Source organism: Piscinibacter sp. (genome assembly GCF_050175855.1).
GTDB lineage: Bacteria > Pseudomonadota > Gammaproteobacteria > Burkholderiales > Burkholderiaceae_C > Piscinibacter.
This window is the reverse complement of sequence record NZ_JBFXIO010000428.1, coordinates 1-4,073: the sequence shown is the minus strand read 5'-3', so window position 1 is coordinate 4,073 and position 4,073 is coordinate 1. Positions and strand designations below refer to the sequence as shown.

At 71.6% G+C, this 4,073-nt stretch carries 3 protein-coding genes; all 3 read right to left on the bottom strand.

The genetic code is table 11. The annotated features are described in order from the left end of the window. The coding region (locus AB7U92_RS23120; protein ID WP_428582531.1) for a hypothetical protein at nucleotides 1–402 on the bottom strand (402 nt) is incomplete at its 3' end. A gap of 87 nt (nucleotides 403–489) precedes the next feature. After that, a complete protein-coding gene (locus tag AB7U92_RS23115; protein ID WP_428582529.1) occupies nucleotides 490–3,321 on the bottom strand; it encodes a PAS domain S-box protein in 2,832 nt (943 codons plus the stop codon). Between the two features lie 63 nt (nucleotides 3,322–3,384). Continuing rightward, a partial coding sequence (pyrF, locus tag AB7U92_RS23110) for an orotidine-5'-phosphate decarboxylase (RefSeq protein ID WP_428582528.1) occupies nucleotides 3,385–4,073 on the bottom strand: 689 nt, incomplete at its 5' end.

Genomic DNA, 4,073 nt, shown 5'->3' with positions numbered 1-4,073 from the left:
GGCCGCCGCCAGCCCGTAGCGCAGGCCGGCCACCGCGCCGAGCATGCACACCACCAGGCCGAGGAAGCCCATGCCGGCGTGGCGCAGGCCGTCGTCGAACAGGATGGCCGCCGTCACCACCAGGGCGATCGAGCCCAGCGAGACCACGAGCAGGCCGGGGTTCATGGCCATGAAGGCGTCGCGGCGGCTGAGCAGCCACAGCCGCGCGCACAAGGCGGCATAGGCGAGGAAGGCGGCGACGGCGGCCCAGCGCGCGGTGACCGACACCGCCGAGGGCATCAGCGCGAACAGCGCGCTCGCGCCCAGCGCGGTGATCGTGGCGGTGCCGAAGAACAGCCGGCCGATCAGCCGGCGTACGGCGTCGGTGGCTTCGATCGACGGCTGGCGGGGACGTGGGCTCATCCGGTCTCGCCCGGCGAGGGCGGGGCTGCGGTCCTGGGCGGGCGCAGCCGGACGAGCCGCCTCCCGGGTCGAGGGTTGGCGCGGATGTTACGCCGAGCGCGCCAGCGCGGCCACCAGGGCGTCGTGCAGTTTTTGCGTGTCGATCGGCTTGGTGAGGAAGCCGTCCATGCCGGCCGCCAGGGCCTGTTCGCGCTCAGAGGTGAGCGCCGCGGCGGTCAGCGCGATGATCGGCAGGTCGCGGCCGGCCTCGGTCGAGCGCAGCCGGCGCGTGGCCTCGTAGCCGCTCATCACGGGCATCTGCACGTCCATCAGCACGGCCTGCAGCGGCCGCCCCTCGCGCGCAGCCGCCTCCACCGCGGCGATCGCCTGGGCGCCGTCGGCGGCCTGTTCGACCTGCACGCCCCAATGCTCCAGCATCGCCACCGCGATGGTCATGTTGACCGGGTTGTCCTCCACCATCAGCACCCGCGCGCCGGCCAGCGCCGACGGCTCCAGCGCGCCGAAACCGGAGTCGCGCTCCGGCACGTCGGTGGCCGGCAGGTGCAGCTCGGCCCAGAAGCAGCTGCCGCGCCCGGACTCGCTGTCCACGCCGACATCGCCGTCCATCAGCGAGGCCAGCTCGAGGCAGATCGACAGTCCGAGGCCGGTGCCGCCGTAGCGGCGCGTGGTCGACTGGTCGGCCTGCGTGAAGGGGCGGAACAGCCGCGCGCGGGCCTCGGCGTCGATGCCCGGCCCGGTGTCGCGCACCTCGAAGCGCAGCCGCTCGCCGCCCAGGGCGCGCGCGTGCAGTGCCACCGAGCCGCGTGCCGTGAACTTCAGTGCGTTATTGAGGTAATTGGCGAGCACCTGGCGCACGCGCACCGGATCGCCCCACACCCACTGCGGCACGCCCGGCTCGATCTGCATCGTGAAGCCGAGTCCGCGCGCATCGGCCAGCGTGCCGTAGACCCGGCGAAGCGACTCCAGCAGCGCGTGCAGGTCGAACGCGACGTGCTCGACGTCGAGCTTGCCGGCCTCGATCTTGGACAGGTCGAGCACGTCGGAGATCACCGCCGACAGCGTCTCGGCGCTCTCGACGATCTGCTCGAGGTACTGGGCGCGGCGCGCCTCGTCGAGATCCGGCCGGCGCGCCAGCCGCGCCAGGCCCACCAGGCCGTTCAGCGGCGTGCGGATTTCATGGCTGGTGTTGGCGAGGAAGGCGCTCTTGGCGCGGTTGGCGGCCTCGGCGTCGTCGCGCGCCTTGGCCAGCGCCTGCTCGGTGCGACGCCGCTCGGTGATGTCCTCCACGATCCAGATCGTGCCGCCGCGCATCGGGTGCGTGGGGTCGACCGCCTTGGCCAGCATGCGGCACCAGAACGTCGTGCCGTCGCGGCGGAACATCTCGCGAACGAACTCCACTGGCTCGTTCAGCGACAACGGCGGCCCGATCAGCGCGCCGATCTCGGCGTACTCCGCGTCGCTGGCCCAGACCACGCGGCCGGACTGACCGGCCAGGGTGCCCGGCGCCCAGCCGAGCATCTCCTCCAGCGCCGGATTGGCCTGCACGAAGCGGCCTTCTCGGGTGAAGGCGATGCCCAGCGAAGCATTCTCGAGCACGGCCTCGTGGGCGAGGCGGGTGCGCTCGCTCTCTGTGACGTCGCGGCCGTTGAGCACCATGTAGGTCTTGCCTTCGAGTTCGAAGGTCGCCGCGGCGAGCAGCAGCGTGAACGGCCGACCCCAGCGATCGATGAACTCCACCGGCATGTCCTGCACACGGCCGTGCTCGCGCAGTCGCCGGATGAACTCCTCCCGTGCCGCCGTCGAAGGCCAGCTGCCCAACTCGAGCGATGTGCGGCCGATCGCCTCCTCGCGGGTGAAGCCGACCAGACGGGTGAAGGTGTCGTTGACCATCACGAAGCGGCCGGTGGCCACGTCGGTGAGCGTGATCATGTCCGGGCTGGTGGCCACCAGCGTGGACAGCGTCGTCTCCGAGCGGCGCAGCGCCTCCTGTGCCGCCACCAGTTCGTCGATGTTGCGTGTCACGCCCCAGTAGCCGCGGAAGCGCCCCTCGGCATCGAAGCGCGGCTCGCCGCTGACCAGCAGGTGGTTGGCGCGGCCGTCGGGTCGTTGCCAGCGCACGCGCAGGTCGCGGAACGGGCGATGCGCGCGCAGGTCGGCGTAGTGCGCCTCTTCGTCGCCGGGCTCGTAGTCCCACTCGTGCTGGTCCCAGGGCGCCTTCAGCTTGCGCTCGCTAAGCACGAAGCGGCGGTCTCGCGCGCGGAACCAGATGCGCGTGTGCGTGAAGTCTTCGTCGAGCTCCCAGTAGGTGTCCGCCGCGATGCCCAGCAGGCCCTGGAAGCGCGCCTCGCGCTCGCGGCTGGCGCCGAGGTAGTGGTTGAAGACCTGGCGAACCAGCAGGCCGCTGCTCAACCCGACAGCCAGCAGCACGAGCAGATTGATGAGCCGGCGGGGCAGGCTCATGTCTCCCAGTGCTGCCACGCCGCGAATCCAGCCGGCATGCTCTGCCCAGGCCAGCCCGACCAGCAGGAGCGCGCCGGCCACGCTGAGCACGATGCCCATCCGCGCGCTGACCGTCGCGCCGATCAGGAAGCTCATCACCGCGATGAAGCCGATCACCGGCCCGTTCAGGCCCCATCCGTTGATGATCGCCACGGCGCCGATCAAGGCCATGCCGCCCGCGCACACCACCATCAGCGCGGTGTCGCTGCGCACCCGTGGGCGCCACCACGCCAGGGTGCTGAATGCCGACAGCGCCAGCGTGACCATGCTCAGCATGGCACGGCCGATCGAGGGCAGCGCGGGGTTGGTCGCCAGCAGCAGCGCAGCCACGCCGAAGACGACTGCGAAGGTGCCGAACAGGTAGCGGCGCACGAGCTCTCGTGCGTCGAGCAGCGGATCTGGGAGGACGGTCGGGTTCAAGGCAGCAGCTGCTCCGCGGGAGCAGGAGCAAGTCTGCCGCGAAGCGCCGATACGTGGGGAGGTTTAACCCGCAGCGGCGCGGCCTGCTGCCAAGGATGCACGGGTGGCCAGCGCGGCGGCGCGCGCCGCGGCGGCGAATTCGTTGCCTCGGCTGGCGTAGAGGATGGCCCGCGACGAATTCACCACCACCGGCCCGCTGGTGCGCCCGGCCTGCTGACGCCAGCCGGCACGCACCGTGGCCACGGCGTCGCCGCCTTGTGCGCCCACGCCGGGAATCAGCAGCGGCAGCGTCGGCGCCAGCTCGCGCACGCGCTCGATCTCGGCCGGGAAGGTGGCACCGACCACCAGGCCGAGCTGGCCGGTGCGGTTCCACGGCCCCTGCGCCAGGCGTGCGATGTGCTCGTACAGCAGGTCGCCGGTGACCAGGCGCTGCGCCTGCAGGTCGGAGCCGCCGGGGTTGGAGGTGCGGCACAGCAGGAACAGGCCCTTGTCCTCGTACTTCAGCCAGGGCTCGACCGAATCGAAGCCCATGAAGGGCGAGAGCGTCACCGCATCGGCCTGGTAGCGCTCGAAGGCCTCGAGCGCGTACTGCTCGGCGGTGCTGCCGAGGTCGCCGCGCTTGGCGGCGAGGATCACCGGCACGCCGGGGGCTGCCTTGCGGATGTGGGCCATCAGCCGCTCGAGCTGGTCTTCGGCGCGCTGCGCGGCGAAGTACGCCACCTGCGGCTTGTAGGCCAGCACCAGGTCCTTCG